The organism is Haloarcula salina (assembly GCF_049603855.1).
In the GTDB taxonomy this organism is placed as follows: Archaea; Halobacteriota; Halobacteria; order Halobacteriales; family Haloarculaceae; genus Haloarcula; species Haloarcula salina_A.
The window spans coordinates 2,775,969-2,798,647 of record NZ_CP187146.1 but is presented as its reverse complement, the minus strand read 5'-3'; the positions used below and the strand labels follow the sequence as shown (position 1 = coordinate 2,798,647).

24 protein-coding genes are annotated in these 22,679 nt (G+C 68.8%); 8 read left to right on the top strand and 16 right to left on the bottom strand.

Annotated elements, in window-relative coordinates; translation table 11 throughout:
* Positions 1 to 77: 77 nt before the first annotated feature.
* Together ACOZ4I_RS14220 and uvrA are read right to left on the bottom strand one after the other, a co-directional pair.
* Positions 78 to 845 carry a hypothetical protein gene (locus ACOZ4I_RS14220; RefSeq protein ID WP_424000648.1) on the bottom strand — a complete coding sequence of 256 codons (768 nt, stop codon included), beginning with the start codon at positions 843 to 845 and terminating at the stop codon, positions 78 to 80.
* Between the two features lie 87 nt (positions 846 to 932).
* On the bottom strand, positions 933 to 3,893 hold the full coding sequence (gene uvrA / locus ACOZ4I_RS14215) for an excinuclease ABC subunit UvrA (protein ID WP_424000646.1): 2,961 nt from the start codon (positions 3,891 to 3,893) through the stop codon (positions 933 to 935).
* Between the two features lie 211 nt (positions 3,894 to 4,104).
* On the opposite strand from uvrA, the gene ACOZ4I_RS14210 reads away from it, so the two are divergent.
* Together ACOZ4I_RS14210 and ACOZ4I_RS14205 are read left to right on the top strand one after the other, a co-directional pair.
* A complete protein-coding gene (locus ACOZ4I_RS14210; RefSeq protein ID WP_424000644.1) occupies positions 4,105 to 4,686 on the top strand; it encodes an LURP-one-related/scramblase family protein in 582 nt (193 codons plus the stop codon).
* A gap of 77 nt (positions 4,687 to 4,763) precedes the next feature.
* On the top strand, positions 4,764 to 6,158 hold the full coding sequence (locus ACOZ4I_RS14205; protein WP_424000642.1) for an LVIVD repeat-containing protein: 1,395 nt from the start codon (positions 4,764 to 4,766) through the stop codon (positions 6,156 to 6,158).
* Between the two features lie 27 nt (positions 6,159 to 6,185).
* Here ACOZ4I_RS14205 and ACOZ4I_RS14200 read toward each other — a convergent pair whose 3' ends face one another.
* From ACOZ4I_RS14200 to ACOZ4I_RS14190, 3 genes are read right to left on the bottom strand one after another with little or no spacing between them, the layout of a single operon-like run.
* On the bottom strand, positions 6,186 to 7,586 hold the full coding sequence (locus ACOZ4I_RS14200) for a DUF402 domain-containing protein (RefSeq protein ID WP_424000640.1): 1,401 nt from the start codon (positions 7,584 to 7,586) through the stop codon (positions 6,186 to 6,188).
* Complete coding sequence (locus tag ACOZ4I_RS14195; protein WP_424000638.1) at positions 7,583 to 7,957, bottom strand: DUF7532 family protein; 375 nt, start codon at positions 7,955 to 7,957, stop codon at positions 7,583 to 7,585. Before ACOZ4I_RS14195 ends, ACOZ4I_RS14200 begins: the two co-directional genes overlap by 4 nt.
* Before the next feature lie 41 nt (positions 7,958 to 7,998).
* The gene (locus ACOZ4I_RS14190; protein WP_162414720.1) at positions 7,999 to 8,157 is read right to left on the bottom strand and encodes a preprotein translocase subunit Sec61beta; all 159 of its coding nucleotides are present in this window, start codon (positions 8,155 to 8,157) and stop codon (positions 7,999 to 8,001) included.
* A 118-nt stretch (positions 8,158 to 8,275) separates the two neighbouring features.
* Between ACOZ4I_RS14190 and ACOZ4I_RS14185 the strand changes: the two genes are divergently transcribed.
* A complete protein-coding gene (locus tag ACOZ4I_RS14185; RefSeq protein ID WP_424000635.1) occupies positions 8,276 to 8,542 on the top strand; it encodes a thioredoxin family protein in 267 nt (88 codons plus the stop codon).
* Between the two features lie 288 nt (positions 8,543 to 8,830).
* Here the strand turns inward: ACOZ4I_RS14185 and npdG are convergent, their stop codons facing one another.
* The 4 genes from npdG to ACOZ4I_RS14165 form a co-directional block, all read right to left on the bottom strand.
* Positions 8,831 to 9,499: an NADPH-dependent F420 reductase gene (gene npdG, locus ACOZ4I_RS14180; RefSeq protein ID WP_424000633.1), complete on the bottom strand. Its 669-nt coding sequence runs from the start codon at positions 9,497 to 9,499 to the stop codon at positions 8,831 to 8,833.
* A gap of 53 nt (positions 9,500 to 9,552) precedes the next feature.
* Complete coding sequence (locus ACOZ4I_RS14175; protein WP_424000631.1) at positions 9,553 to 9,942, bottom strand: hypothetical protein; 390 nt, start codon at positions 9,940 to 9,942, stop codon at positions 9,553 to 9,555.
* A gap of 68 nt (positions 9,943 to 10,010) precedes the next feature.
* Positions 10,011 to 10,883, bottom strand: coding sequence for a TIGR01548 family HAD-type hydrolase (locus tag ACOZ4I_RS14170; protein WP_424000629.1), 873 nt, complete (start codon positions 10,881 to 10,883; stop codon positions 10,011 to 10,013).
* Between the two features lie 19 nt (positions 10,884 to 10,902).
* Positions 10,903 to 11,307 carry a UPF0146 family protein gene (locus ACOZ4I_RS14165; RefSeq protein ID WP_424000627.1) on the bottom strand — a complete coding sequence of 135 codons (405 nt, stop codon included), beginning with the start codon at positions 11,305 to 11,307 and terminating at the stop codon, positions 10,903 to 10,905.
* A 39-nt stretch (positions 11,308 to 11,346) separates the two neighbouring features.
* Here ACOZ4I_RS14165 and ACOZ4I_RS14160 point away from each other — a divergent pair, with 39 nt between their 5' ends.
* Together ACOZ4I_RS14160 and ACOZ4I_RS14155 are read left to right on the top strand one after the other, a co-directional pair.
* Entirely contained in the window at positions 11,347 to 11,868 is a 522-nt protein-coding gene (locus ACOZ4I_RS14160; protein ID WP_424000625.1) for an archaemetzincin family Zn-dependent metalloprotease, read from the top strand.
* 231 nt (positions 11,869 to 12,099) lie between these two features.
* Positions 12,100 to 12,891 carry a hypothetical protein gene (locus ACOZ4I_RS14155; protein WP_424000623.1) on the top strand — a complete coding sequence of 264 codons (792 nt, stop codon included), beginning with the start codon at positions 12,100 to 12,102 and terminating at the stop codon, positions 12,889 to 12,891.
* A 251-nt stretch (positions 12,892 to 13,142) separates the two neighbouring features.
* On the opposite strand, the gene ACOZ4I_RS14150 is transcribed toward ACOZ4I_RS14155, so the two are convergent.
* Positions 13,143 to 14,975 (bottom strand): ribosome biogenesis/translation initiation ATPase RLI, encoded by a 1,833-nt coding sequence (locus ACOZ4I_RS14150; protein WP_424000621.1) that lies wholly within the window; start codon positions 14,973 to 14,975, stop codon positions 13,143 to 13,145.
* 2 nt (positions 14,976 to 14,977) lie between these two features.
* A complete protein-coding gene (locus tag ACOZ4I_RS14145; RefSeq protein ID WP_424000619.1) occupies positions 14,978 to 15,274 on the bottom strand; it encodes a hypothetical protein in 297 nt (98 codons plus the stop codon).
* 114 nt (positions 15,275 to 15,388) lie between these two features.
* On the opposite strand from ACOZ4I_RS14145, the gene ACOZ4I_RS14140 reads away from it, so the two are divergent.
* On the top strand, positions 15,389 to 15,652 hold the full coding sequence (locus tag ACOZ4I_RS14140) for an ArsR family transcriptional regulator (protein ID WP_162414711.1): 264 nt from the start codon (positions 15,389 to 15,391) through the stop codon (positions 15,650 to 15,652).
* A 53-nt stretch (positions 15,653 to 15,705) separates the two neighbouring features.
* On the opposite strand, the gene ACOZ4I_RS14135 is transcribed toward ACOZ4I_RS14140, so the two are convergent.
* The 5 genes from ACOZ4I_RS14135 to ACOZ4I_RS14115 form a co-directional block, all read right to left on the bottom strand.
* Positions 15,706 to 16,269 carry a cysteine hydrolase family protein gene (locus ACOZ4I_RS14135; protein ID WP_424000616.1) on the bottom strand — a complete coding sequence of 188 codons (564 nt, stop codon included), beginning with the start codon at positions 16,267 to 16,269 and terminating at the stop codon, positions 15,706 to 15,708.
* Positions 16,269 to 17,090, bottom strand: coding sequence for a YqcI/YcgG family protein (locus tag ACOZ4I_RS14130; protein WP_424000614.1), 822 nt, complete (start codon positions 17,088 to 17,090; stop codon positions 16,269 to 16,271). Before ACOZ4I_RS14130 ends, ACOZ4I_RS14135 begins: the two co-directional genes overlap by 1 nt.
* 27 nt (positions 17,091 to 17,117) lie before the next feature.
* Complete coding sequence (locus tag ACOZ4I_RS14125; protein WP_424000612.1) at positions 17,118 to 17,600, bottom strand: MOSC domain-containing protein; 483 nt, start codon at positions 17,598 to 17,600, stop codon at positions 17,118 to 17,120.
* A 9-nt stretch (positions 17,601 to 17,609) separates the two neighbouring features.
* Positions 17,610 to 19,487: a PINc/VapC family ATPase gene (locus ACOZ4I_RS14120; protein ID WP_424000610.1), complete on the bottom strand. Its 1,878-nt coding sequence runs from the start codon at positions 19,485 to 19,487 to the stop codon at positions 17,610 to 17,612.
* A gap of 61 nt (positions 19,488 to 19,548) precedes the next feature.
* Complete coding sequence (locus ACOZ4I_RS14115; protein ID WP_424000608.1) at positions 19,549 to 19,803, bottom strand: hypothetical protein; 255 nt, start codon at positions 19,801 to 19,803, stop codon at positions 19,549 to 19,551.
* A gap of 128 nt (positions 19,804 to 19,931) precedes the next feature.
* Here ACOZ4I_RS14115 and ACOZ4I_RS14110 point away from each other — a divergent pair, with 128 nt between their 5' ends.
* Together ACOZ4I_RS14110 and ACOZ4I_RS14105 are read left to right on the top strand one after the other, a co-directional pair.
* On the top strand, positions 19,932 to 21,014 hold the full coding sequence (locus tag ACOZ4I_RS14110) for a M20 family metallopeptidase (protein ID WP_424000606.1): 1,083 nt from the start codon (positions 19,932 to 19,934) through the stop codon (positions 21,012 to 21,014).
* 106 nt (positions 21,015 to 21,120) lie between these two features.
* The gene (locus ACOZ4I_RS14105) at positions 21,121 to 22,623 is read left to right on the top strand and encodes a carboxypeptidase M32 (protein WP_424000604.1); all 1,503 of its coding nucleotides are present in this window, start codon (positions 21,121 to 21,123) and stop codon (positions 22,621 to 22,623) included.
* Positions 22,624 to 22,679 lie beyond the last annotated feature (56 nt).

Sequence of the window (22,679 nt, the reverse complement as noted above, 5' to 3'; positions counted from 1 at the left end):
GTACCGAGGGGTGAGAACGGTGTCGCCGAGGTCGCTCCGTCGGTTCGACGACGGGTCGATGGTCGGTTCTCGTCCGCCTACGGCGTCCACCAGCGGATACCGACCATCACGAACACGATGGCCAGTTGCATGAGCCCCTGAATACCGCCGAGTTTGGCGTTTCGCATCCCGATGTCGGAGATGAGGTCCACGTCCGGGTTCTCGGAGACGACCTGCCGGTAGATGCGGATCTCGCCGGGGAGGATGACGCCGAAGCCCTGCACGGACAGCACCGTGACGATGGCGAGCGCGGCGACGATCCACCACGAGGTCATCGCGAACGCCGGGAGCGCGGTCGCCAGGTACGCGCCGGAGCCGACGACGGCGAGCGCGAGGATACCCAGCGTCTTCGGGTCGGTCAGCGCGTCGAACTGGGAGCCGATGAGGAGGATAACGGGGATGAGCGTCGCGGCGGTCAAAAGCGCCAGCCACGGGTCGGCGTTGGGGAACTTCCCCAGTTTGAGCGACAGCAGGATGCCGCCGGCGATGGTCACCGTCGCCAGCGTCGGCATCAGGAACGTCATCTTGGGCGTGAACGAGGCGAAGAAGTCGGCCCGCGCCTCGGGCTCCTGGCCGCCCAGGACCGGCCCCAGCACCAGTCCCATGAACAGGTCGATACCGGTCCACAGCACGCCGGCCATGACGTGGACGTACGTCAGCGCCCGGAGGTTCCCGCTCGCGACGGCCCCCGCGAACGCGAGCAGCGGGACGGCCACCGCCCCCGCCGCGAACGCCGGATTCGCCTGCTTCGCCAGCCCACCGATACCCCGTTTCCGCTCGGTGCGGTCCGCTGTCGGTTGCGCCATGTCTGCTATATCAGGTGGTTCCCCCGACAAAAGCGTTGGTGGCCGGCTCCGCCGGTCACCGGGGCGCGACCGTCCGACGGCGGCCGATTAGTCGTCGTCCGCCGCCGGCTGGGCCACGTCGCGGTCGGCCCGCGGCCCCTCCAGGTCGACGCTGGGGAGCAGGTCGCGGAGGTACTGCCCGGTGTAGGACGCCTCGGTGCGGGCGACGGCCTCCGGCGTCCCCTCGGCGACCAGTTCGCCGCCGTTCTCGCCGCCCTCGGGCCCGAGGTCGACGATGTGGTCGGCGTTCTTCACGAGGTCGAGCTCGTGCTCGATGACGACGACGGTGTTGCCGTCGTCGGTGAGGCGGTGGAGCACGTCGATGAGCTTTCGCTCGTCCTCCGGGTGGAGGCCGGTGGTCGGCTCGTCGAGCAGGTACAGCGTCTCGCCGGAGTCCTTCTTGCCCAGTTCCTCGGCGAGTTTCACGCGCTGGGCCTCACCACCGGAGAGCGTCGTGGAGGGCTGGCCGAGGCGCATGTAGCCGAGCCCCACGTCCTTCAGGAGTTCGAGGCGGCGGCGGATCCCCGAGTGGCTCTCGAAGAAGTCGTAGGCCTCCTCGACGGTCATCTCCAGCACGTCGGCGATGGTTGCTCCCTTGTAGGTCACGTCCAGCGTCTCGTCGTTGTAGCGCGCGCCGCCGCACTCCTCGCAGGGGACGGTCACGTCAGAGAGGAAGTTCATGTCGATGGTGACCGTCCCCTGGCCGCCACAGGCCTCACAGCGGCCGCCCTTGACGTTGAACGAGAAGCGGCCCTTCTCGTAGCCCCGCTGCTTCGAGAGGCTCGTCTCGGCGAACAGCTCGCGGATGTGGTCGAAGACGTTGGTGTAGGTGGCCGGGTTCGACCGCGGGGTGCGACCGATTGGCGACTGGTCGATGAGCCGCACCGACTCGATCTGGTCGATCCCCTCGATGTCGTCGTGCTCGCCGGGGTTCACGTCGGTGTCGTTCATCCGCCGGACCAGCCCCTTGTAGAGCACGTCGTGCATCAGCGTCGACTTGCCGGAGCCGGAGACGCCCGTGATGGCCGTGAACGTCCCCAGCGGGACGGTCACGTCGAGGTCCGCGAGGTTGTGCTGGCGCGCGCCTCTGACGACGAGTTCGCCGTCGCGCTCGCGGCGCTCATCGGGGACGGGGATCGCCCGCTCGCCCGCGAGGTACTTGCCGGTCACCGACTCCTCGCAAGCGGTCACCTCGTCGAACGGGCCGTTGACGACGACTTCGCCCCCGCGCTTGCCCGGTCCCGGGCCCATGTCGATGATGGCGTCGGCCCGTCGCATCGTCTCCGTGTCGTGCTCGACGACGAGCAGGGTGTTGCCGAGGTCCCGCAGTTCCTCCAGGGTGTTCAGCAGGCGGTCGTTGTCGCGCTGGTGGAGGCCGATGGAGGGCTCGTCGAGGACGTACAGCACGCCGACCAGCCCCGAGCCGATCTGGGTCGCCAGCCGAATACGCTGGCTCTCGCCGCCCGACAGCGTCGACGCCTCGCGGTCCAGCGTCAGGTAGTCCAGCCCCACCTCGGTCATGAAGCCAAGGCGGGCGCGAATCTCCTTGAGGATCTCCTCGGCGATCTTGCGGTCGCGCGCCGAGAGGTTCGACTCCAGCCCCTCGAAGTGCTCCAGCGCGTCGCCGATGGACAGCTCGTTGACCTCGGTGATGGAGACGCCGTCGACGAGCACCGCACGCGATTCGGCCTTGAGCCGGGTCCCCTCACAGGCTGGACACGTGGTGGTCGCCATGTACTCCTCGATGTGCTCGCGAGCGCGGTCGGAGTCCGTCTCGACGTGGCGGCGTTCGAGGTTCGGGATGACGCCCTCGAAGCGCTCGGTCTTCTCGCGCGTGCCGTTCTTCGTGCGCCACTGGAAGTGGACGAGGTCGTCCGTGCCGTAGAGGAACTGCCGCCGGATCTCCTCGTCCAGTTCCTCGAACGGCGTCGACAGCGAGACGCCGAAGTGCTCGGCGACGTTGTCCAGCTGCCGGGAGTAGTACGTCCGGTCGTAGCTCCAGGGCTCGAAGACGTTCTTCAGCGGCTTCGAAGGGTCCCGGATCACGAGGTCCTCGCTGACCTCCTTGGTCTCGCCCAGGCCCTCGCACTCGGGGCAGGCCCCGTGGGGGGAGTTGAACGAGAACGACCGCGTCTCGATCTCGGAGATGTCGATGCCACAGTGGGTGCAGGCGAGGTCTTCGGAGAGTTCGACGACGAGGCGGTCGCCAGCGTCGCCTTCGTCGGCCAGGTCGCCCGTCGCGCGGGCGTCCGACCCGCCGAGCGTCTCGGCCGCGCCCTCCGGCGGGTCCGGGAGGATGACCTTCAGCGTCCCGTCGGCCTCGGTCAGCGCGGTCTCGACGGAGTCGGTGATGCGCGAGCGGGCGTCCGGCGCGATCTTCACGCGGTCGACGACCACGTCGACCGTGTGGTCGTAGTTCTCGTCTAACTCGGGCCGGTCGAGCGTGAGGTCGTAGGACTCGCCGTCGACCTCGACGCGGCTGTACCCCTCGCCGACGAGGTCGTCGAATAGGTCCTCGAAGGCCCCCTTCTGGTCGCGGACGACCGGCGCGCACACCTTCGCACGCGTCCCCTCGGGGAGTTCGAGGATACGCGAGACCATGTTCTGCGCGGACTGCTCGCCGACCTCGCGGCCACACTCGGGGCAGTGCGGCGTGCCGACGCGGGCGTACAGCAGGCGGAGGTAGTCGTGTAGCTCGGTGACGGTCCCGACCGTCGAGCGGGGGTTGTTGGCGGCGTTCTTCTGGTCGATGGAGATGGCCGGCGACAGCCCCTCGACGTTCTCGACCTGCGGCTTGTCCATCTGGCCCAGGAAGTTCCGCGCGTACGCCGACAGCGACTCGATGTACCGGCGCTGCCCCTCGGCGTACACCGTCTCGAAAGCGAGCGAAGACTTCCCCGAGCCGGACAGCCCCGTCACGACCGTCAGCTCCTCGCGGGGAATCTCCACGTCGACGTCCTTGAGGTTGTGTTCCTCGGCCCCTCGGACCTCGATAACGTCCTTGCTCATCTATGGGTTCCCCAAGTGCGGGACCGCCGAAACCCTGTCGGTTGCGAACGCCGGGCCGATCGGCGGGAGGCTCGCCGACCACGACCCTGACTCGGACAGTGCTTGCCGTGCCAGCGTCCACCAGATATCAATTATCTTACACCGTTCAAATTTATTCATCTAAAAATAATGCGTACGAAAGTTTTAGTACCGGGATCAGGAATGGGGGTGTATGAGCGAGACGAGCGAGTACGACATCGCGGGAATCGACCTCAGCGACGACCGCTACGTCGTCGAGCAGAGCCTGATCCGAAACAAGTACAAGGCGATGGACGCGGCCGGGAACGTCGTCCTTCGGGGCAAGCAGAAGATGCTGAAGATGAAAGAGGAGTTCCCGTTCGTCGACGCCGACGGGACCGAGGTGTTTCAGGTCAAGGCCGGCGGCATCATCGACGTGGCGGGGAACTACGTCCTCACCGACTCCCAGACCGGCGAGGACATCGTGATCCTCGACAACGACTACTCCATCCTCCAGGATACGTGGAAGATCCGCGACGCCAAGACCGAGGCCAAGATCGCCGAGATCAACTCACAGGGAGCGCTGGTGACGCTGGCCCGGAACGTCGTGCCGTTCGGCGGCTGGATTCCCCACAAGTACGAGATCACGGACCAGGACGGCACTCACGTCGGCAACATCGACGGCCAGTTCTCGCTGAAGGACCGCTACGAGATCACCATCGACGACGCGAGTTCGGTCCCGAAAGAGCCCATCGTCGCCGCCGCGATGGTCATCGACGCCATTCAGGGCAACTGACGGCGCTGGCAGTTGGCACGCGATGACCGGTCGGTCCCACCGGAACCCTTCTTGCCGTGGCTCCCGCAGGCACAGCCATGCGCCGCCGGACGTTCCTCCGACGACTCGGTGCCGGAGCGGGCATCGGGCTGACTGCGGGACGCGCGAACGCCCACCCGACGCCGACCGACGGCGGCACGGCCGCGCCGGACCCGGCGAGCACGCCCACCGGCGAGGACCCGCTCGGCGTCCTCGCCCTGGATACCGTCTACGAGGTCGTCACCAGTCCCGACGGCCACACCGCCTACGTCGCGACCGGCGACGGCGTGGCGTTCGTCGACCTCGTCACGCCGACGAACCCGCGGCTCATCGGAGTGGAGCGGGACCTGCTGGCCGACAGCGACGACGGCCCGATACAGCGCGTGCAGGACCTCGAAGTCAGCGGGACGCGCCTGCTCGTCGCCGGCCCGGCACACCCCGCCGACGGCGCGCAGGGGTTCGTCGTCTTCGACGTGGCGGACCGCCGCGACCCCGAGCGGATCGCCGGCGTCGAACTCGACACGCGCATCCACAACTGCGACTTCGACGGCCGCTACGCCTACCTGACCGCGAACAGCCGCGACGGCAATCCGCTGTCGATCGTCGACGTCGAGACCGGTCGCGAGGTCGGCACGTGGTCGCTGCTCGACGCGGACGACGCCTGGGACGACGTGCCGTCCGGCCTGTGGCCGCTCCACGACGTGTGGGTGCAGGACGGCCGCGCGTACCTCGCGTACTGGGACGGCGGGACGTGGATCCTCGACGTGACTGACCCCGCCGAGCCGACGGCCGTCTCGACGGTCCGCGGACGCTCACCGGATGAACTCGCGGCACTCGACGACCCGCGCGTCGAGCGGAGCGAACCGCCCGGGAACGACCACTTCGTCACGGTGGACGACGACGCGTCGCTGCTCGGCGTCGGCGGCGAGTCGTGGGAGATCGACGACGACGGCACGGGCGGCCCCAGTGGTATCGAACTGTACGACATCACGGACCCGACCGCGCCCGAACTGATGTCGACGCTCGACCCGCCGTCGACCTCGGACCCCTCGCCCGGCGGGATCCTGACCACCGCCCACAACTTCGAACTGACCGCCGGCCGCTGTTACTCGGCGTGGTACAACGGCGGCGTCCGCGTCCACGACGTGCGCGACCCCGCCGCCCCCGAACTGGTGTTCGAGTGGCGCGACTCGGAGACGGCGTCGTTCTGGACCGCCCGGCGGGCCGACGGCTGTTTCGTCGCCGCCTGCACTGACGCCAACGGCGGGACGGAGGTCCAGCCCGGCGTCTACACGTTTCCCGACCCGCGGATTCGGACGCCCACGCCGACCGAGACCGCTTCGACCGCCGGGACCGAGGCGAACGGCACCGCCCTGGGCGTCGGTGGCCCCGGCTTCGGGGTGGGGTCGGCGCTCGCGGCGGTCGCGCTCGCCGCCTGGCGCGCCCGGCGCTGAGGCCGCCCAGTTCTCACTCCAGCGGAGTCACTCCAGCGCGCTCTGGACCGCGGCGGCGACGCTGCGCGCCCGGTCGGCCAGGTCTTCCGGGACGTGCCCGCGCTCGACGGCGGCGTCGAGTTCGTCGTCGTCGACCCGCTCGACCGTCCCGTCGGCGTGTCTCACCACGTCGACGTGGAGGTCGACGTACCGGGCGGTGTCGGGGAAGATCTCGACCGGCGTGCAGACGTTGACGTAGGTCCCCTTCTTCGCCCCGTCGCGGTCGCGGTAGACGGTCGGGTACCACCAGCGTCCCTCCTTCAGTTTGGTCTCGGCCACGTCGCCGGCTTCCTTCGGCACGCCCAGCGCGTCGTAGGTCCCGCCGGCGCTCAGCTCCCGCTCGATCGTCACGGTGCCGTCGGCGTCGACCGACTGCACCTCGCCGCTGCCGAGCGTGATGAGGCGGCCGTCAGGCTTGCCGTGCCCGAGCGCGAGCGAGCCGCCGACCCGCGGGCCGAACTGTCGGGCCGTCACGGCGAACGGGAAGTCGGAGTCGTCGGTATCGGGGTCGTCGCACAGCGCCTCCACGTAGTCGACGGCGGCGCTGGCCGCGCGGTCGCCGGCCTTCACGCGGTGGTGGCCCGGCATCGTCGCCGTCACTTCGCGGCGGGCGTCGTCAAGCGCGAAGCGGCTCTCGCGGCCGAACCAGCACCACGTCGTCGCGAACCCGGAGTGGTGACGGACCGGTGCCCGCTCGGCGGGTGCGTCGGCGTCGGTCAGCGCCGCGTCGATCTCGGCCGCCCGCTCGTTCGCCGCGTCGAGGGCGTCGGCCAGCGCGTCGAAGCTCGCGTCCTCGCTCGCCCCCTCCCAGGAGACGCCCCAGCCGTCCCGCGGGTCCGCGGCGATCACGTCGAGCATCGCCGGGCCGCCGGTCCCAGAGGACGGGCCGCTCCCGCCACGGACGAGCGACAGGAGGTCGCCGCGGACGGCCACGGTCGTCTCCAGCACGGGCCGGTCGTCGTCCCACGGCGCGCTCGCCTCGACGACCTGCACGCGGACGGCGTCACCGGTCTCGACGCGCTCGGCCGACGAGGCGTAGGGGAGAAACCCCTCGCCGTCGCCGAGGTCGACGACCGCCCCGCTGCCCAGCGTCTCGGTCACCGTCCCGTCGTAGACCGCGCCGACCGGCGTCGGGTCGTCCCAGCGGAGCGCGTCGCGGCCCACGTCACGCAGGCGGTCGACGACCGCCGCCGCGGCGTCGCGGTCGCCGACCACGCCGACGCCCTGCTGGTCTGCCGTCGTCTCCACGGTCACGGCCGCTCGCTCGTCCGGGAACTCCCCGTCGAAGCGCGCCTCGATGGGCCCCGACGCCTGGACGATGTCGTGGCCGTCGTCGCGAAGGATCCGGGTCAGCGCCGTCGCGTAGATGCCCCTGACCCTGACGGTCATAGCGCGTCCTCGTCGGCGGCGAAGCGCACCCGGTCGTGGACCGTCGGGCCGAGCGACAGCTCGATCACCTCGTCGCTCAGCACCCGCCCGCCCTCGACGGGGACGCCCCACCGCTCGAAGCGCAGGTAGCCGCGGATGTCGTCGGCGTGGGTGAACAGGTCGCAGTACTCGACGGCGTGTTCCTGAATCTCGCTGGCGCTGTGGGCGCGGTCCATGTCCGAGTACACCGTCTCGCGGTCGTCGAAGAACGCTTCGAGGTCCGCCGCCGCCTCGTCGGTCGCTTCGACGACGGCCTCCGACGCCGCCGAGATGGTGTCCTGGTCGACGCCGGCCTCGCGGAGCGCCTGCTGTTCGCGCTGCGTGAAGTGCATGTCTGGGAGTCCGCGACGGCCGACAAAAACAGTGCGGAAACTCAGACGACCATCGCGTTCAGCACGAGCATCAGCAGGCCGAACAGCATCCCGAAGGCGACGATCGTCCGGGGGTCGATACGGATCGTGTTCTGGTCTTCGGCGTCGAAGTACCGGACCAGTCCGGCACTGGACATCAGCCCGCCGCTATCGCTACTCATACACGGAACTGTCACGTCGTCGGCGGTAAGCCTTTCGGGTCGGGCCGCCGGTCGTGTGCCCGCTGCTGCACATGGATAACCCTTATCTGACACCACAGACTAACCCGAAGAGAGCACAATGACCGTTACACTGAAAGACTTCTACGCGGACTGGTGTGGCCCCTGCAAGACCCAGGACCCGATTTTGGAGGACTTAGAGGAGGAGTGGACGGACGTCGAGTTCGAGAAGATCAACGTCGACGAGGAACAGGACGTGGCCAACGAGTACCAGGTCCGCTCGCTGCCGACGCTCATCGTCGAGAACGACGACGGCATCGTCGAGCGGTTCGTCGGCGTCACGCAGGCCGACGACATCGAGGACGCGCTCCAGCAGGCCTCGGCGTAACGAAACAGCTTTTCTGCGGTTCGTCACGCCCGCTAGCGGCCGTGCCAGCGTCTCGTCGCTGGCGTCGGGGACGGGCAGGGCTGCCGCCGAAGCAGGCCCCGCGATGACAGTGCTGCCGGCGGCTGTGCAGTCGCGGCAGGCATCCCGCGCGCCGCCGGCGCGGGGGTTCACTCCGAGCACGGCCGAGGGGCCACGACTCGGAGGTCGTTTGTAGCGTCGATTGTTGCGAACGCGCTCCCGAAGCGCGCCTTGCGGGCGCCCGAGCAGAGGGGGTGACGGAAAAAGGGGCTAGTGGAACTTCACGCCGAGGTCGTGCATCCCGTCGTTGTGTCGGGCGACGTTGATGAGCAGCGGTGTCAGCCCCTCGACCTCGGCGGCGTTGGCGAGCGGGCCGCCGTCGAGCGCGCGCAGCCCCTCGATGCCCTCGGCGAGTTCGCAGACGGTGTCCTTGGCGTCGGCGTCGTCGCCGACGACGATCGTGTCCCAGTCGAGGTCGGCGTCGAGATTGGCGAGGCGGCCGGCCGCGAGGTTGTGGAACGCGCCGACGACGGGCGTGTCGTCCGGGGCGGCGTTGGCGGCCAGTTGCGTGACGCTGCCGGCACCGGGACGGTTGTAGTGGAAGCCGTCCTCGTCGCGCTGCATCCCGACGGCCGGTGCGACGAGCGTCGCGTCGTCGAGTTCGTCCGCGACTGATTCGACGGTATCCGTCAGGTGGTACGCCGGGACGGCGGCGACGACCACGTCAGCGCGGGCGGCGGCGGCCTCGTTCCCGAGACCGTCGATGGCCACGTCGTCGAGCCCGCGACTGGTCAGTTCCGTCTCGTACTCCTCGGCTTTGGTCTCCGCCTTCTCGGCCTTGCGCGAGCCGATGATGATCGTGTGGTTCGTGTCGTAGGCCCACCGGAGGGCGAGGCCCTGACCGATGTCTCCGGTGCCACCGAGCAACGCGATGTCCATACCTACGGGGTCGGACGACCACCGAATAAACGTTGTGCGACAGATTCACTCGGCTACGTGTACTCTGCCCACGCCCAGTCGAAGCCGCCGGCGAAGGCGACGTACAGTCCGGCTCCGAGTCCGAGCAGATACGCGAGCCACTGGGCCGCGATGCCAAGCGGGGTCGAGTGACCGAGGAGGAGATCGAGCACGATCACGAGCGGGACGGTCACGAAGAACAGCGTGAGGATGAACAGCGCGACCCGGCCCGGTCGGTGCGAGGACGCGAGGACGTCGTCGTGGCGACGCATCGTCCAGTAAGCCGCGGCCAGCGCGACGACCTGGCAGCCGACGGCGTACGTCGGGACCAGGTCGACGGTGGGTTCGCGGATGACCGCGCCGCCGACGATGCCGGCCCAGAGGCTCACGAGGAACGCCCAGCCAGCGGTCGACAGTCGTCGCATAGTCGGTGACTCTGGCCCATCGGTGAAATCGGTGCCGTTTGCGGACGGCGGCCGGTCGCCGGTAGCGCTCACGCCGCGTCGAGCAGGTCCGGGAGATCGGTCACCGACTCGACGACGGCGCTCGCGCCAGCGCCGGCGAACGCCCGCCGCCCGGCCTCGCCGGTCAGCCCGCCGGTGAGGACGCCGATTCCGTAGTACACGCGGTCCTCGTCCGTCGCGTCGGCGTTGACCGCCGTCTCCACGTCGTCGAGCGTGTCGCCCACGAAGGCGATCCGCTCGGCGTCGAAGCGCTCGCCGAGCGTCACCAGCGCCGCCGGGTGGGGCTTGCCCTCCTCCCAGTCGTCCATCGTGAAGCGGTGCTCGTCGGGGAGGTCCAGTCCGACGCGTTCCAGCGCGATGTCGGCTTCCGCCGCGGGGCGGCCGGTGACGACGCCGACGGCGAAGCGCTCGCGGAGGTCCGACAGCGTCGCCTCGTCGAGCAACAGCGGCTCGTCGTTGATGTACCCCGGCGCGTCGAACGGCGGTTCGCCCCCTTCGAGGTCGCGGTACAGCTCTGACCCGAGATACAGCGCCTGGAACACGTCGCGGAGCCGCTCGGGGTCCCAGTCGTCGAAGACGCGCTCGGCGGCCGGCTCGTCGAGCAGGTCGCGGACCACGCTCTCGGCCGCGTCGAGGCCGCCGCCGCGCTCGGCGATGGCGTCGGTGAAGGCCGCCACGTCGCTGACGGCGGACTCGCGGCGGGCGAGGACCAGCAGCGCCGCGGCGTAGGTCAGTTCCCAGTCGTTGTTGAAGCCGCCGGCGTCCTTGAACCGCTGGATCGCCGCCTTCTCGATCGTGTCGCCGTACACCCGGTCGACGGACTCGACGATGGCGCGGCGATAGGAGTCGGCCACGTCCACCAGCACGCCGTCGATGTCGAGGACGACCGCGTCGACGTTCATGCCCGGGCGAACGCGGCCCTCACTCAAGCGCCTTGCTATCCCGCGCCCGGTACAGCGTCTCGCCGCCCGGAAGCTGTTCGCGCTCGACGGCGACCGCCGGCTGGTCGCCCCCCAGCGTCGTGAACCAGCACGCCGCGCCGACCGCCCGCGCGACGGCGAGCAGCGGCCGGTGGAGTTCCGGCGGGAGGTTCCGCGCGAACACTACGTCGGCCCCCTCGTACACCGAGCGGTCGGGGTCGAGCACGTCGTCGACGACGAACGAGACGCCGTCGGGGACCGGCCGCTCGTAGATGTCGGTCGCCGTCACGTCGACGCCGCGCTCGGCGAGCGCCGCCGCCACGTCCGGCCGGTTTCCGACGCCGACCTCGACGACGGAATCGACGGACGCCAATCGCGCGACGAGGGCCTCGGTGGGGTCGTTCACGTCGCGAGATTTATGCCACGCCGGCGCATATGCGTTCGCATGCACGTCGACATCGTGCCGGTGGGCGAGGTCTCCGCGCAGGTCAAGCGCGAGGCCTCCGACGGACTCCGCTCCGTCTACGACTGTGAGGTCTCGATGCACGAGCCACAGTCCGTCCCCGCCGGCGCGTACGATGGGGATCGCGACCAGTACCGCGCCGAGGAGTTCATCGACCTCGCCCGGCGCGTCGGCTCCGGCGGCAAGAACATCGCCATCACACCCAAGGACCTCTTCTATCGCCGGCGGAACTACGTCTTCGGCCTCGCGTACCTCGGTGGCTCCGGCAGCGTTATCTCCACGTACCGCCTCCAGACCTCTTCCGACGGCGGTTTCTCGAACCGCTCGGCCGGCGAGATCTTCTCCCAGCGCGTCCGCAAGGAGGTCGTCCACGAGGTCGGCCACACGCTCGGCCTCGAACACTGCGACAACAAGCGCTGCGTGATGAACTTCTCGCCAACCGTCCGGCAGGTCGACGTGAAGGAAGTCTCACTGTGTGGCTCCTGTCAGCGCCACGTGCTCTGAGCGGGTAGGCCGCCTGACGACTGCTCATTCTCGCTATCGCGTCTCACTGACCGTCCGTTCGCGTCGCGACGGAAGCGACGAGTGACCTCCAATCTGTGTGTCACCTCGGAACTGTGCCCGGTGCAGCAACTGTCTCGTTCAGGAAGTGGCTCAATCTGTGGACCTCCGTGACACACAAGAGCGATTTTGAGCCTTGGCCAGCTACTTACTGGCGCTGTGATTTGATTCTGTATGGACCGTCGCTACCTGGTCGGCCTCGCCGCACTCGTCGCGCTCGGTATCGGTGCGGTCGCTTTCGCGACCGTGTGGGCTCCGCAGGCATCCTCCCCGGGGTCCGAGCAGACGTATCCTGAGGGAGCGGGACCGGACCACATCAACTTCTCGGCGCTCGACGCGGACGAGACGAACGTTTCGCACGCGCCGCGGGCGCACTGGGATTCGTACGCCATCGTCTACGATGCGCCACCAGACCGCCGACTCGTGGAAGGCGACTACTACATCAATTCCGCGACGGGTGAGATCCTCGCAGACCGATGGGACAACGCGACAGTGTATCGGAACGGGACCACCTACGCGTTCCTCCAGCCGGCCGACAGTCTCCCGGAGCACCAACGCGAACAGTTCTCGTCTGACCCGCTGTTCGTCTACGACAACGCCACCGACGCGTACTACCGATACGACCCGCACTACGGACAGATCGCCCCCACGAACATCGGCCGCCATCCCGACATCCTCGACGCGTACACGTGGACGGCCACCAACAGGACGACTCACCACGGTGTCCCCGTCATCACGTACCGCGTTTCGGGCGAACGGACGACCGCCGCCGATGTCCCACCGCCCCGCAACGGCACACTCCGGCTCGGAGTAGAGGACGGCATAATCTACGCGTTCGACCTCACGCTCGACGCGGACGAGGGCACGTATCGGTACACGTACGACGTACGCCCCGCTCCCTTCCCGGACCACGGCTGGGTCGAGACCGCTCGGGGGCTCGCCGCAGCGAACGAGTCCGCCGCGTGAGGGGCCGACCGGCAGCGACTGCGTCGATCCCCGGACCGTCGCGCTCTCTACCTCGCACACAGTCGAAACGATCCAGGTGGACGCCTCGCATTTCACCGTACGAGCGGGTCACACAATCATCCCCGAACTCGCGACGGTCGGTTCACGTCCCGTTCGCTCCGCTCGCGGAACGGTGTTTTTGAACGACAGTCTTGCAAGCGGGGGTCCCCGCAGCGAGCGGAACGAGCGAGGATACCCCTCGAAATACAAACTCAGTTGGGTGAGTAGTAGTACTCGCCGGCGTTTTTCTGCTCGCGGTCCAGTTGCGAGCCCGGCTTGTTGATCCGCGGGCGTGAGGTTCGCTCGTCGCGGCGGAAGGTGATGTCGAGGTTCTCGAGGAACTCGTTCATCCCTTCGCGCATGCCCTGTGGCGGCGCGGCGTGGCCGCTCCGGGCCGGTTCGCCGTCGAAGACGAGCAGGCGGTCGGCCAGCAGGTCGATCATGTAGATGTCGTGGTCGATGACCAGCGCCGTCGCGTCGTGGTTCTCGGCGTAGCGCCGGATGGCGGACGTGGCGAGCACCCGCTGTTCGACGTCGAGGTGCGCCGAGGGTTCGTCGAGCAGGTAGAGGTCGGCGTCCTTCGAGAGGCAGGCCGCGATGGCGACGCGCTGGCGCTCGCCGCCCGAGAGATCGGTCAGTTGCTGCTCCATGACGGACTCCAACTGGAGCGGCTGGGCGATTTCGGTGGTCCAGTACGACGAGCCGAAGTCGTCGGTGATCGAGGAGAGGAACGCGTCGACGCGCATCGGCTGGTCGATCTCGATGTACTGGGGCTTGTACGCGATGTCGAGGTCGCTGTCGACCGAGCCCTCGGTCGGGTCGAGACGGCCGGCGAGCATCTTCGCGAACGTGGACTTCCCGATACCGTTCGGGCCGACGACACCCAGGACCTCGCTCTCGCGGATGGTCCCGGCCTCGACGGACAGGGCGAACTCGCCCTCGCCGTAGCTCTTCTCTAAGTCGGGGTACTCGATGACCACGTCGCCGGTCGAGGCGCTCCGGGGGGCGTGCTCCTCGAACTCGATCTCGGTCTGGCGGATCCGCATGTTCTCGTTCTCGAGGAAGCCCGAGAGGTACTCGTTGATGCCCTTCTTCGTCGACTTGGGCGAGGTGACGATACCGAACGCCCCGGGGGTCCCGTAGGCGACGTTGATGTTGTCCGCGAGCAGGTCGAGGATGGCGAGGTCGTGCTCGACGACGAGCATCGACCGGTCCCCGTCCTCGGCGAGTTCGCGGATGAGTCGCGCCGCGGTCATGCGCTGGCCGATGTCGAGGTACGGCGTGATCTCGTCGAGGAAGTAGAAGTCGGCGTCGCGGGCCAGCGTCGCGACGAGCGCGACCCGCTGGAGTTCGCCGCCCGAGAGGTCGCCGATGTGGCTGTCGACGACGGGCGCGATGCCGGTCCGTTCGACGAGGTAGTCGAGTTCGCCGCGCTCGTCGGTCCGTTCGAGCAGTTCCGCCGCCGTCCCGTCGAACTGGTCGGGGATGCGGTCGACGTACTGGGGCTTGCGCGCGACGGTCACGTCGCCGTCGCGTAGCTGTTCGAGGTACTCCTGGAGGGCGGTGCCGCGGTACTCCTCGAGGATCTCGTCCCACCCCGGCTCCTCGCCGAAGCGGCCCAGGTTGGGCTGCATCTCGTCGGCCAGGATGCGGACGGCGGTCGTCTTCCCGATGCCGTTCGGGCCGAGAATCCCGGTGACCTGCCCCTCGGTTGGGCTGGGGAGGCCGTACAGGGCGAACGCGTTCTCGCCGTAGCGGTGGACCGGCTCTTCGGTCAGTTCCTGTGGTAGATTGATGATCTCGATGGCGTCGAACGGGCACTTGTTGACGCAGATACCGCAGGACTCGCCCAGACAGATCTCCTCGGAGATACGGACCTGATCGGGGCCGCCCTCGAACGGTTCGTCCTCTTCGTAGGCGTCCTCGCGCTTGACGATGCACTCCTTCCCGCTGCGGTTCGGCGGGCAGTAGTTCATGCACTCGTAGTTACAGCGGTCCGGCTGACACCGCTCAAGGTCGACGACTGCGATGCTGTCCTCGGCCATGCTTACGCTCCCGTGGTCAGCAGGATGCCCCACGAGACGAACCAGAGCGCGAAGGTCATGAACCCGACGTAGAGAAAGTCCTTCGTCGAGAGGTCGTCCGTGTCGATGCCGATTACCCGCAGAATCGGGAACTGTGCCGCGACGGCGACCGCGACGACGAGGACGCCCTGTGGGTCCGACGCGCTCGTCGCGAGCGCGTTCGACCCGAACGCGGCGGCGATGCCAGCGACGGCCGTCAGCGTCGTGACAGTGAGCCCGCGCATGTGCGAGCTCATCCCGTCCGCCGTTTCCGTAGCCATACCTCACCTTCCACTACCCGCAACCAAAAGGGGCGCGGTTCGGGGCCGCTACTCGCCGTCGCGGCGAGGCCAACTCCTCAATCTTTATGCGGCCGGCGCTACTCGATACGGATAATGACGGACTCTGACGGGGAGGACATCGCAGACCTTCCACCGAGCGCAAAGCTCGTGTACAAGGTTCTGGAGTACGACGGCCCGCTGACACAGAAAGGCATCGTCGAGGAGTCGATGCTGTCGGCGCGGACCGTCCGCTACGCTCTGGAACGACTCGACGAAGTCGGCGTCATCGAGGAAGACGTGTACTTCGCGGACGCGCGCCAGAACCTCTACGAGATCATCGACCAATCCGCGGAAGCCGACGCCGCTGTCTCGGACTGATTCCTTTCTTTTTCGGTCGCTCGCGTGCGCCACGAGCGGCGTCTCCGCCGCGCTCACAGCGACTCGATCACGTCGGCAGCCGTCGCCACCGCCGCGAACTCGCCCCGGAGGTGCGCCAGGGCCGTCCGGTGGACGAGCGGCGCGTCGAAGCGCTCGTCGTCGAGCGCGCGGTCGAAGGTCGCCGTCGCGTCACTCGCGACGACCACGTCGAACCCGCGGTTCTCGGCCATCCGCGTCGTCGTCGAGACGCAGTGGTCGGTCGTCAGCCCGCAGACGACGAGCGTCTCGTGGCCGCGCTCGCGGAGCCACCCCTCCAGTCCGGTGTCCACGAACGCGCCGTTGACGCGCTTCTCGAACGTCGCTTCCCCGGATTCAGGTTCCAGCCCCGGCTTGAACGCGAAGCCCGGGCCGTCGCCCCGGAGCGGGGAGTCCGGTTCGGTCGAGTCGTGGCGGACGTGGACCACGGGCAGGTCGCGCTCGCGCCACGCTTCCAGCAACCGCTCGGCGGTCGCCTCGGCGTCTGGGTTGTTCCGTGTCCCCCACGCCGGGTCGTCGAAGCCCCGCTGGAAGTCCACCAGCACGAGCACTGGATCCGCGGGGAGCGAGAGCGCCGCCATCAGTCGGCCGGCTCCGGGGTCGGCGCGTCGACGAGCCACTTCGACTTCGGGTGCTCGCGCGTCACGGTCATCGGGCACTCGTCGGGGGCCTGGGTCTCGTCCGAGGACAGCATGTACTGGGGCCACTCGCGGTCGCCCTCGACGCCCCAGTCGCCGATGTCGGCGTGGGGGCAGACGCCGTCGTAGTCCCCCAGCCGGTCCTGGATGACCTCGCGGGCGTGCTGGCCGGCCTCGGTGTCGGCCGTCACGTCCAGGTCCTCGAACAGGGTCCGCGGCTGGAACGTGATCTCCAGCCCGATCGGGCAGTAGCGGCTCTTTCGCGTGTCGTAAAACGGCGCGCGACACGTGGGAAACATCGGCTCGCCGCCGAAGCAGAACTCCCAGTAGGGGTCGTCGGTATCGGTCGGGATGTCCTCGGGCCAGGGCGCCGGGTCGTGGACGTGCAGGAACTGGAGGACGTGCCAGAGGCGGTCGTGGTACTCGGCCTCCGTCAGCGGGCGCTCGGGCGGACGGAAGAAGGTCACCAGCGAGGCCCGCTCGCTGTGGTCGCGATACGTGTCGAGGTAGTCGAGGATCGTCCGGCCCAGATCGAACAGCGCGTCGGGGTCGCTGGTCGAGGGGACGGCCGTGTACAGCGGCACGCCGTCGCGGACCGACTCCGCGCCGAAGAAACAGGGAAAGGGCGTGTCGTTTCGCTCGCCGGTCAGTCCCTCGCTGAAGGTCCGCCAGTGGTCGGCGACCCAGTCGGGCGCGACCCCGCGCTCGACCCGGTCGGCCAGCGTCGCCTGGTCCACGAGCCCGCCGACGACAGCGTCGGTCATACGCACACCGACGCGCTCGACTCGAATTTAGCTGTCGTTTCCGTCGCGCTCTCCGGCGGATTCTACACGATCATCCACAGATATCTCGCCGCTCTCGACGATCCGACATCGGAGCCCGCCGCGGTGGACGAGCGCCTCGCGGACGCCGGACTCGCCGAGGTGGTCTTCGAGATACGAACACGGCTCGCACAGCTCCGTCCCCACGCAGACGGCGTCGCCGACGCGGAACCGCTCGCCGACGAGGTGGTTCAGCGCGACGCCGGCCGTCGTGACGTTTCGCCGGTGCGCGCCCGGTTCGAGCGCGATGCCGCGGTCGCGTTCGACCGCCGCGAGCGCTTCGGACTCGATGAGCGTCAGGTCACACCCGTCCCGGTCGGTAAACGTCCCGGACTCGTCGAAGTACCGGTCGCCGCGAAGGCCCGCGCCGGCGACCGCCTCGACGCGTTCGATCGGCTCCGGCTCCGCTCCCTGTTCGGGCGCGACGTGGATCCGTGTGACTGTTCCCGGCATCTCGGCTCCCTACGACGGGACGACCGTGATCGTGCTGCCGCGGTCGATGGCCCGCTCCAGTTCCTCGGCGATGCCAGACCCGCGCGAGACCTGGATCTCGCCGCCGCGCGAGACGGTCGCGGTGAACAGGTACTCGCCGTCGGCCTGTAGCTCGACGGTGTCGCCCGCATGCCCGTCCAGCGGGACGATGACGTGCCGTGAGGTGACCTCCGGCTGGACGATCTCGCCCTGCTCGCCGCCGGACTCGGTCTGCGGGCCGCCGGAGGGGCCGGTCGGGCGCTCCTCGAAGGTGCGAACGTCGATGTCGATGCCGAGGCGGTTCTCCACGTCGGAGATGCGGCCGCCGCCCTTGCCGATGACCTGCGAGATGTCGTCGTCCTCGACCCAGACCACGGCGGTGTTCGGCCCGCGCAGGTCGACCTCGACGTGGCCCCGCGCGATGGAGCGGATCTCGCGTTCGACTTCCTGCTTTGCGAGGCGGTCGACGCCGGAGTCCGGCTGGTCCTCGTCGTCGTTGAGCGGGACCGTGACGACCTGGCGGTTGAAGGTGTAGATCTCGTATTCGGGTCGGCCCGTCTCGAAGTCCTTGATCATGATGACGGGTCGCGCGAGGTCCTCCTCCATCAGGCCCTGGGGGACCTTGACCTCGGTCGAGACGTCGTAGACGGTGTGGACCTCGCCGGCCTCGATGTAGACGACGGTGTCGACGATCTGGGGGATGAGGCCGAGTTCGACGCGGCCGATGAGGCGCTGGAGCGCGTCGATGGCGCGGGTCGCGTGGACGACGCCGACCATCCCGACGCCGGCCAGTCGCATGTCCGCGAACACCTCGAAGTCGTCGGTCTTTCGGACCTCGTCGTAGATGGTGTAGTCCGGCCGGACCATCAGCAGAGAGTCGGCCGTCTTCTCCATCGACCCGCCGAGTTCGGTGTACTGGGTGATGTTCGGCCCGACCTGGAGGTCTCGGGGCTTTTCCATCGTCTTGACGGCGTAGTCGGCGTCGACGAGGAACTCGCCGACGGCCTGCGCGAACGTCGACTTCCCGGCCCCGGGCGACCCGGAGATGAGGACGCCGCGCTGGTGCTCGGTGAAGCGGTCACGGAGTTCGTCGGCGTGCTCGTAGTCGTCGAGGTCGGTCTTGACGATGGGGCGGACGGCGGTGATCTCGCGGGCGTCCGAGAAGGGCGGGCGGGCCATCGCGATGCGGAGGTCGCGGAACTGGACGATGGTCATGCCCGGTTCGTCGAGTTCGACGAAGCCGTCCGGCGACGACCGGGCGGCCTCCTCGATGTCCTCGGCGTACCCCCGCAGTTCCGCCTCCGTGGCGATGTCGTCGCGGATGGGCTGGTAGTGCATGTCGCCGATGGAGCCCTTCTTCGCGTAGGGCTGGACGCCGACCTTGAGGTGGACGCTCATCGTCCCCTCGTCGAAGAAGTTCTCGATCTGGAGGCGGTCGACGGTGCGCCCGCGCGGCTCGACGTACTCCACTTCGAGGCCCTTCGCGCGGGCCACCTCCGCCTGCACGTCGTCGCTGGTCACGAGCGTCGCCCCGCGATCCTGGGCCACGTCGCGGATGAGCGCGTCGATCTGGCCCTCACCGGCCTCGCGCTTCTCGACCGCGTCGGGGCGCCGCCCCACGTACTCCAGGTCGATGGTGCCCGCGTCCGCGAGGTCGACGAGCGTCTGGAGCTCTTCGAGGCCCTCCCAGCCGGTCTCGCGGCCGTCGTTGGCCTGTGCTTCGAGTTCGCCCACGACGGCTTCGGGGACGACGACCGTCGCGCCGGCGAAGCCCATGCCGTCCACGTCGGTGTCGGGGTCGGCGTCGGCTTCGATCTGCTCGGACACGCGGCCGTCGATGACCACGCTCGTGTCCGGTACGATTTCCATACGCTCCGTTGGAGGGCTGACGTTGAAAAGGGTGTGGAGTCGATAGCTGGCGTTCGCGTCGTTACACCTGCCGCTGGAGTCGCATCCGAACCGCCCGGTCCGCCGCGGCGAGTCCGGGCTGGCCGAACTCTCGGGCCGAGAGCTCGCGGACCCAGAGCGTCCGAACCAGTTCCCGGAGGCCCTCGGCCTCGCCGACGAGTCGAACCGAGTCGTCGGGCGCGTCCGCGACCGCCACGCGCTCGTTCCCGCGGGCCGCGCGGCGCAGTTCGGTGGCAGAATCGGACGTGAGGTCGTCGACCGTGTGCTCGCGTTCCATCGTTTACTGGTACGCGAGAGCGGCCGATAGCCCCACTCCCGAATCGTTGGGGTATGGTAGTCCGCGACCGGTCCTCGACGCCGGCCGCTGGCCGTGACTTTTTGCCCCGGCCGCTCTCCGAACAGTGTATGTCATCGCTCGCGTCGCTCACACGCGACCTCGTCTCGATTCCGAGCCACGAGGACGAGTCTGCCGCCGGCGACTTCGTCGAATCGTGGCTCAGAGACCACACCGACGCCGCCGTCACGCGGGACGACCGCGGGAACGTGACCGCCCGACGGGGCGACGGCGACGCGTCGCTCGCCCTGGTCGGCCACCACGACGTGGTCCCGCCGGACGAGTCGCAGGTCGACGCCGACGGCGGCTACGTCGTCGAGGAGCGCGACGGCCGCCTCCACGGCCGCGGCACTGCCGATATGAAGGGCTGTGTCGCCGCGGCGATGCTGGCGTTCCGGGACGCCGACCCCGCGGGCGAACTGGTCTTCGCCTCCTTCGTCGGCGAGGAGCAGGGCGGAGTGGGCTGTCAGGCGGCCATCGAGGACGGGTTCGCACCGGACTACGCCGTCGTCGGCGAGGGCTCGACCGGCTACTCCGCCGGCGGCGTCACTGACGTGGCCGTCGCGCACAAGGGCCGGCGCGGGTCCACGCTGGTCGCCGAAGGCGCGGCGGCCCACGCGAGCGAGCCTGACGCCGGCGAGAACGCCATCTACCGCGCCACCGACGCCGTCGACGTGGTCCGGGACCTCGATTTTCCCGAGACTACCGTGCTGGGCCACGACCTCCGGGGGAGTGTCGCCGTCACCGAAATCGAGGGCGGGTCGGCCTGGAACGTCATTCCCGAGCGCTGTGCGGTCACCGTCGACGAGCGGACGGTCCCCGGCGAGCGCGCCCCGCTTTCCCGCGCCGAGGCCGTCGACGGCGTCACCTGGCGCGTCGACCAGGACCTCCCGCCGATGGCCTGCGGCGACGCCGACTTCGCCGACGCGTTGCTTGACGCCGCCGCTGGAGCCCAGGACGGCACGCCCGAACACGTCGTCAAGCCCCACGCCACCGACGCCGGCTGGCTCGCGCAGGCGGGCACCGACTGCGTGGTCGTCGGTGCGGCCGAACCCGGCGAGGCCCACACCGCCGACGAGAGCGTCTCGGTCGCCGTACTGGGGCGCTGTCGCGAGGTCTACGAGCGCGTCGCCGAGACGTGGCCGCCGGCGTGAATCCGGGGTCGGGACCGCGTCAGCGCTAATCGCTCATCTCCGCGCCGGTTGCGCACTCCTTACCGCCGACACCGGGTCTTTAGGGCCGCCCGCCCAACCACGGCGTATGGCAACAGCGAGCGAGGACAGCGAGTCCACGTACGAGCAGTTCCTCGACCACGTCCGCCGCCTCCACTACGTCCAGGACGCCGGCGGCGTCCTGAACTGGGACCAGCAGGTGATGATGCCCGACGCCGGGACCCCCGCCCGCGCGAAGCAGACCTCCGCCATCTCCACGCTCCATCACGAACTGCTGACCGACGACGACCTGGCTCACTGGCTCGACGACCTGGCCGACGCCGACCTCGACGCCGAACAGGCGGCCGTCGTCCGGGAGGTCCGTCGGGACCACGAGCGGGCGACGAAGGTCCCCGCCGACCTCGTCGAGCGCCTCTCGGAGGCGTCCTCGAACGCCCTCCCGGTCTGGAAGGAGGCCAAGGCCGAGGACGATTTCGACGCCTTCGCCGACACGCTCGAAGAACTGGTCGACCTCCGCCGCGAGTACGCCGCGGCCATCGACCCCGACCGCGACCCCTACGAGGTCCTGTTCGAGGAGTACGAGCCGTATCTCGGCATCGACACCGCCGAAGAGGTGCTGACTGACCTGCGGGATGCGCTCGTGCCCCTCATCGACGACATCGCCGACAGCGACGTGACCCTCGCCGACCCGTTCGAGGGGACCTACGACGAGGACGACCAGCACGCGCTCGTCGAGGCGGCGCTCGACGCCCTCGGCTACGACTGGGACCGCGGCCGACTGGACACCGCGCCCCACCCGTTCTCGATGGGCACGCAGTTCGACGCCCGCGTCACCACGCGCTTCACCCCCGACGACCCGCTGGACGCGCTCGGGTCGACCATCCACGAGTTCGGCCACGCCACCTACACGCTCGGCCTGCCACAGGAAGACTACGGCACGCCCCTCGGCGACAACCGCGACCTCTCGGTCCACGAGTCCCAGTCGCGATTCTGGGAGAACCACGTCGGCCGCTCGGAGCCCTTCTGGGACTTCTTCGCCGACACCGCGAACGACCACCTCGGGACCGACGCGTCGCCCCGCCAGTTCTACGAGGCCGCAAACGAGGTGTACGACGACAACCTCATCCGGGTCGAAGCGGACGAACTGACCTACCACATGCACATCGTCCTGCGCTTCGAGATCGAGCGCGACCTCATCCGTGGCGACCTCGAGGTGTCCGAGGTCCCGCAGGTCTGGAACGACAAGATGGAGGAGTACCTCGGTGTTCGCCCCGACACCGACGCCGAGGGCTGCCTGCAGGACATCCACTGGACGAACGGCGCGTTCGGCTACTTCCCGACGTACTCGCTCGGGTCGGTGCTGGCCGCGCAACTGGACCACCACGCCCGCCAGGACATCGACGACTTCGACGAGCACGTCCGTACGGGCGAGTTCGGCCCCATCCACGACTGGCTGACCGAGCGCGTCCACCGCCACGGCGCGCGCTACGAGACCGACGATCTCGTTCGCGAGGCCACCGGCGAGTCGTTCACCGCGGACCACTTCCTCGAGTACGCCGACGAGAAGTACCGCGCGCTGTACGACTGCTGAGTCGCGGTCTGGCAGTATCGGTAGTGAAAATTTTTGGTAGTGGCCTTTTCCCTCTG